The following is a 5,400-nucleotide window of genomic DNA, read 5'->3' as shown; positions in this document are numbered from 1 at the left end:
GGGCGGGGCGAGGTCGAAGCGCCGCCGGATGGCGCCGAGGAGCCGCCGCTCGACGGACTTGTAGGCGTCGCCGATCGCGGCCTTCAGGGGCGAGATGATGTCGCCGATGACGTATTCGGGCGCGTCGTGCAGGAGCAGTTCGAGGCGCTGCGCCGGCCCGTCGCCGCCGGGCAGACCACCGCCGATCGCCTCGACCAGCAGCGAGTGCTGCGCGACCGAAAAAACGTGCGGACCGTGCGTCTGCCCGTTCCAGCGGGCGACGCGGGCGAGGCCATGCGCGATGTCGGCGATCTCGACGTCGAGCGGAGAGGGGTCGAGCAGGTCGAGGCGCCGGCCCGACAGCATGCGCTGCCACGCGCGGGGCGGCTGTTTCGAAGCCGTCATGCCGGCGCCAAAGCCGCGCAGGCCGCGTGGCGGTGGCAGCCGGCGAGGTGGTCGTTGACCATGCCGGTCGCCTGCATGAAGGCATGGATGATGGTCGGCCCGCAGAAGCTGAAGCCCTTCGCCTTCAATGCCTTCGCGATTCTTTGCGAGACCTCGGTCTCGGTGGCGATGTCGGCGCGCGTTTGCGCACCGGACTGGACCGGCGTCCCATCGACGAAATCCCAGAGAAAGCGCGAAAACCCCGGTCCGCTCTCCTCGATCGCGAGCCAAGCGCGGGCTCCGGCGATGGTGCCGACGATCTTGGCGCGGTTCCGGATGATGCCGGTATCCGTCATCAGCCGCGCCACGTCGGCGTCGGTGAAGCGCGCGATCGTTTCAGGCTCGAACCCTGCGAAGGCGCTGCGGAACCCCTCGCGACGGCGCAGGATCGTGATCCAGGACAGCCCGGCCTGGAAGCCGTCGAGGATCAGCTTTTCGTAGAGCGCGCGGGAATCGAACTCCGGCACACCCCATTCGGTGTCGTGATAGGCGACGTATGTCGCGTCGAGCCCGGCCCACCAGCAGCGCGGGCAGCCGTCGGGATGGGTGGTGATGAGGCCGGTCACGTCCGCCATGCGGCGTCAGCCCGCTGCCGCCGCGGCATCGGCCGGGAAGGCGAAAGTGGCGAAGGCCGGCTTCTCGACACCGGCCAATAAACCGCCGGCGCGCACCGGCTCTCCGGTGGCGAGGGCGTCGCCGAGGCGGTCGAGGCGGATCGCGGCGAGCCCGCGCCCTCCGGCGGCGCTGCCCGTGGTGCCGAGATTCTTCTGCCCGGCCGTCACCTCGCTGCCGGCGGGGGCGGCCTCACCGTCGCTGTAGACTAGCGGCACGATACGGGTGCGGGCGGTGCCGCGGTGCTGCATGCGCGAGACCACCTCCTGGCCGACATAGCAGCCCTTGCGGAAATCGACCCCGCCGATCTGGTCCATCAGCGCCTCGTGCGGAAAGGCGTCGCCGAAGGCGAAGTCGCGCCCGCCTTCTGGCACGCCGAGGGCGATGCGATGGGCGTGGTAATACTGCTCGGTGGCATCCGCCGAGAACGCGCCCTCCGAAAAGTAGAGGCGTACGCCGAGCTGCGACAGGCGCCCATCGGCGAAGCGCGGCACCTCGGCGCTGGTCTCGGCACCGTCCCAGGCGGCGCCGACGCCCTGGGACGGATCGACCGCGATCGTGACCTTGGCGCGCAGCTTGTAGAGGGTCAGGCGCTTGACGAGGGCCGGCACCTGCTCGGCCGCCACGTCGAGGCGGAACGCTTCGGGTCCGGCGCGCGAGACCAGGAAATCGAACTGGATCTTTCCCTGCGGGGTCAGCAGGGCGCCGAGGCGGGCCTCGCCCTCGGGCAGGGTCTCGACGTTGCAGGTGAGGATGCCCTGCAGGAAGGAGGTCGCCGGCTCGCCGGTGACCGTGACGACGGCGCGGTCCGGCAGCAATGCGATCGGCATGAGGCCTCCTGAATGGCGCCGCACCCATTTGCGCGCGGCCAGCGGCTGACATAAGCCGCCCGGCAGTGAGCCTCAATGTGGAGCGGCCGGTGACGGAGACGCCTTTCGATCTCGTGCTGACGGGCGGCACGGTGGTCAACCACGATGGCGAGACCCGGGCCGATCTCGGCATCCGGGCCGGCCGCGTCGCCGCCATCGGCGATCTATCCCGAGCGCAGGCCGTCGAGACGCGCGATTGCACCGGCCTGCACCTGCTGCCCGGCGTGATCGACAGCCAGGTCCACTTTCGCGAGCCGGGACTCGACCACAAGGAAGATTTGGAGTCCGGCTCGCGCGCAGCCGTGATGGGCGGCGTGACGGCGGTGTTCGAGATGCCGAACACCAACCCGCTGACCACGAGCGCCGCGGCGCTCGCCGACAAGGTCGGCCGCGCACATCACCGGATGCATTGCGACTTCGCCTTCTGGGTCGGCGGCACGCACGAGAACGCCGATCAGGTCGCCGACCTCGAGCGGCTGCCGGGCGCCGCCGGCATCAAGATTTTCGTGGGTTCCTCGACCGGCGCGCTGCTGGTGGAGGACGATGCCGGGGTGCGCGAAATCCTGAAACGCATCCGCAGGCGCGCCGCCTTCCATTCGGAAGACGAGCCGATGCTGCGCGAACGCAAGGATCTTCGGATCTCCGGGGATCCGTCCTCGCATCCGGTCTGGCGCTCACCCGAAGTCGCGGTGAAGGCGACGCGGCGCCTGATCGCGCTGGCCCGCGAGACCGGCGCGCGCATCCACATCCTGCACATCTCGACCGCCGACGAGATGCCGATCCTGGGCGAGGCAAAAGACCTCGTGAGCGTCGAGGTGACGCCGCATCACCTGACGCTGGACGGCAGCGAGGCCTATGCCCGCCTCGGCACGCTGGTGCAGATGAACCCGCCGGTGCGCGACGCCGCCCATCGCGACGGGATCTGGCGGGGGCTGACCCAGGGCATCGCCGACGTGCTCGGCTCGGACCACGCCCCGCATACGCTGGAGGAGAAGGCCAAGCCCTATCCGGACTCGCCCTCCGGCATGACCGGGGTGCAGACGCTGGTGCCGATCATGCTCGACCACGTCGCGGCCGGGCGGCTCTCGCTCGCACGCTTCGTCGACCTGACCAGCGCCGGGCCGAAGCGGCTGTTCGGGATCGCGCGCAAGGGCCGGCTGGCGGTGGGCTACGATGCCGACGTGACCGTGGTCGACCTGAAGCGCCGCGAAAAAATCCGCAACGACTGGATCGCTTCGAAATGCGGCTGGACGCCCTATGACGGCGTCACCGTCACCGGCTGGCCGGTCGGCACGCTGGTGCGGGGCATCCCCGTCGTGTGGCAGGACGAACTCGTAACGCCGTCGCGCGGCGAAGCCGTCGTGTTCGAAGAGGCCCTGCATCCGCTTTCGTGACGCAGAGACCGGATCCGGGCCGGATCATTCTGAAGACCCGGGATGCAGCGAAGCGTATCCCGGCAGGGAAGCCTCAGTGGATACCTGAGCGATCGGCCCGGCGAACGACGTCCTAATGATGAAGCGTCGTCGTGAAGCCGCCGGCGCGGATGCGCTCCGGCAGGCCTTCGGCGTAGGTCGCCGTGGCGTCTTCGCCATAGGTGGCAACAAGTTCCTGGAAGGCCGCGAACAGCGCGGCCTGCGCCATGCAATCCCCGTCGAGTCCGTCGAGACAGCCCTCCGCGAAGGCTTCGGTGACGAGGCCCAAGGCGACGCGCTTGTCATCGCTGTCGACGTCGAAGGTTTCGGCGGCGGTTTCCTGGAGCATGGTCTCGCGCATGTTTCGGGCCGATCCGTTGTCCGGCGAAGCATCGAGACGATAGGATGCTTGGGCGGCGGCGACCAGCGGGGAATTGCGAAGAGGTTAACGTTGACGCTGCGATTGGAGCGATCGTCGTAACCAAGCGGTGACGTGGCCTTTCGGCAACAGGATCACCCGCCGAAGCGGCCGGCGATGCCGTGTGACAGGCGTTCGCCCTCGCCGAGATAGCGGTTGGTGGCCTCGGCCGCCGAGGGTGTGCAGACCCGGTAGGTCAGGGCGTAGCCGCGGTAGCCGCGGTTGTAGGCACCGGCGAGCCGGTCACGGCGGTTCGGCGTAACTCCTTCGGATTCCAGGATGGATTTCATCCGCGTGGGCCATTCGGCGGCATCGCCCGCCTCGCAGAGGCCGCGCAGGAAGGCCAGAGCGCCGATGATCTCGGAGAGGCGTAGCAGGTCGCGGTCGTAGGGGGCCGGCGGCGGCTCGGCAGGCGGCGGAGGCTCCTTGTCCGGAGCCTTCTGCTGAGGCTGCGGACGCACCGGTGCGCCGCGCTGCTGGGCGAGGGCCGTGGCGGCCGGAGCGCCGGCAAGCAGCGCCGACAGCAGGATCGGGCCGAGGCGGCGGATCACCTAAACGCCTCCATTTACACGGGAAATCGCCTCGGCCAGCGTGCCCGCGAGACCCGGCGTGGTCTCCAGTTCGGCGATGTCGTCGAGCCGTACCCAGCGTACGTCGAGAGCCTCGGGACCGGGTTTCGGCTCGCCGGAGAGCCAGGTCGCGGCATGGGGGTGGATGACGAAGTGGTGGCGCAGGCGCCCGGCCTCGTCGCGCAGGATGATCTCGGTGGGCGTCAGGCTGGTGCCGACGACTGCGGCGACCACGCCAACCTCTTCCTGCAACTCACGAATTGCCGCATCCGCCAACGGTTCTCCGGCCTCGACGAGGCCTCCCGGCAGCGTCCAGACGCCTTGCATCGGTGGGTTGGCGCGGGCGGCAAGCAGGACCAAGCCGTCACGGACCACGGCGATCGAGACGCCGATATAGGGACGGGTCGGAAACAGCCGGTCGTCATTGGTCATGGATAATCCTGGTGATGACCGTGCATGCGCCAGGGTTTGTACCGGGGCATTCATCGCGGCAGGTTTCCCGGCAGATTCGCGGGGACGATCGCCAACCGGCCGTCGGCGAGGCCGACGAGCACGCGAGCCCGCCCGCCACGCCCGAGCGCCGCGACACCGAGCGCCGCCGGACCCGGCAGCAGGATTCGCGTCCGCTCCTCGATGCCGCCCGTCAACGAGACGATCGCGAGCGTGCCGCGGTCGGCCGCGGGGAGGGCGAGGGTTGCCGGCTTGCCGCGCTCGCCCGGAATCACCGCGGCGAGGTCGAGGTCGGCACTGGGGCCGGCATAGCCCGGCGCTTCGGCGGCGAGGGTGAGGGCGCCGCCGGCATAGGACCAGAGCTGCAGCACGCCGCCGCCGTCGGCCTCGCGGATCGTCGCGACCTGGGGGCGGCCACCGCCCGAGAAGTCGGCGATGCCGGCGATGGCGAGTGGCGTGCCGCCGGCCTGCGGCGGCGTGCGTGCGACGAGGCTCCAGGCACCCGCAGCGTCTTTGGGAGCGTCCTTGGCGACGTCCTTGGCGGCAAGGACCAGCGCGGAGGCGGCGCCCGGCCCGGCGGTGACGGCGAGCACCGCCGGCTTGCCGTCGAGCGTCGCGATGCGCGGCCGGCGGACGGTGGCGAAGGC

General features: G+C 70.1%; 6 protein-coding genes and 2 pseudogenes. 1 reads left to right on the top strand and 7 read right to left on the bottom strand.

The annotated features are described in order from the left end of the window. From FV217_RS21665 to FV217_RS21655, 3 genes and pseudogenes are all read right to left on the bottom strand, one after another. Positions 1 to 384, bottom strand: a pseudogene (locus FV217_RS21665) (hydrolase); the annotation flags it as partial. Then, complete coding sequence (locus tag FV217_RS21660; protein ID WP_147821627.1) at positions 381 to 998, bottom strand: DNA-3-methyladenine glycosylase I; 618 nt, start codon at positions 996 to 998, stop codon at positions 381 to 383. The pseudogene FV217_RS21665 and the gene FV217_RS21660, both read right to left, overlap by 4 nt. A 6-nt stretch (positions 999 to 1,004) precedes the next feature. Beyond that, entirely contained in the window at positions 1,005 to 1,865 is an 861-nt protein-coding gene (locus FV217_RS21655) for a folate-binding protein YgfZ (protein WP_147820577.1), read from the bottom strand. Between the two features lie 89 nt (positions 1,866 to 1,954). On the opposite strand from FV217_RS21655, the gene FV217_RS21650 reads away from it, so the two are divergent. Beyond that, entirely contained in the window at positions 1,955 to 3,298 is a 1,344-nt protein-coding gene (locus FV217_RS21650) for a dihydroorotase (RefSeq protein WP_147820575.1), read from the top strand. A gap of 112 nt (positions 3,299 to 3,410) precedes the next feature. Here FV217_RS21650 and FV217_RS21645 read toward each other — a convergent pair whose 3' ends face one another. The 4 genes and pseudogenes from FV217_RS21645 to FV217_RS23110 form a co-directional block, all read right to left on the bottom strand. Continuing rightward, positions 3,411 to 3,677: a hypothetical protein gene (locus FV217_RS21645; protein WP_238231910.1), complete on the bottom strand. Its 267-nt coding sequence runs from the start codon at positions 3,675 to 3,677 to the stop codon at positions 3,411 to 3,413. 152 nt (positions 3,678 to 3,829) lie between these two features. Continuing rightward, the gene (locus tag FV217_RS21640; protein WP_147821633.1) at positions 3,830 to 4,282 is read right to left on the bottom strand and encodes a TIGR02301 family protein; all 453 of its coding nucleotides are present in this window, start codon (positions 4,280 to 4,282) and stop codon (positions 3,830 to 3,832) included. 3 nt (positions 4,283 to 4,285) lie between these two features. Continuing rightward, positions 4,286 to 4,735, bottom strand: coding sequence for an NUDIX hydrolase (locus FV217_RS21635; RefSeq protein ID WP_147820573.1), 450 nt, complete (start codon positions 4,733 to 4,735; stop codon positions 4,286 to 4,288). Positions 4,736 to 4,785: 50 nt separating this feature from the next. Further along, positions 4,786 to 5,400 (bottom strand): annotated as a pseudogene (locus tag FV217_RS23110) (hypothetical protein); the annotation flags it as partial.

Origin of the sequence: Methylobacterium sp. WL9, assembly GCF_008040035.1 — a bacterium.
Classification (GTDB): Bacteria; Pseudomonadota; Alphaproteobacteria; order Rhizobiales; family Beijerinckiaceae; genus Methylobacterium; species Methylobacterium thuringiense.
The sequence above is the reverse complement of the archived record's forward strand: the minus strand, read 5'-3'. Positions and strand labels throughout refer to the sequence as shown.

What these genes read in the sequence shown, in the direction of transcription:
- FV217_RS21660 (WP_147821627.1), bottom strand. Translation starts at nt 998, where the DNA reads ATGGCGGACGTGACCGGCCTCATCACCACCCATCCCGACGGCTGCCCG.
- FV217_RS21655 (WP_147820577.1), bottom strand. Translation starts at nt 1,865, where the DNA reads ATGCCGATCGCATTGCTGCCGGACCGCGCCGTCGTCACGGTCACCGGC.
- FV217_RS21645 (WP_238231910.1), bottom strand. Translation starts at nt 3,677, where the DNA reads ATGCGCGAGACCATGCTCCAGGAAACCGCCGCCGAAACCTTCGACGTC.
- FV217_RS21635 (WP_147820573.1), bottom strand. Translation starts at nt 4,735, where the DNA reads ATGACCAATGACGACCGGCTGTTTCCGACCCGTCCCTATATCGGCGTC.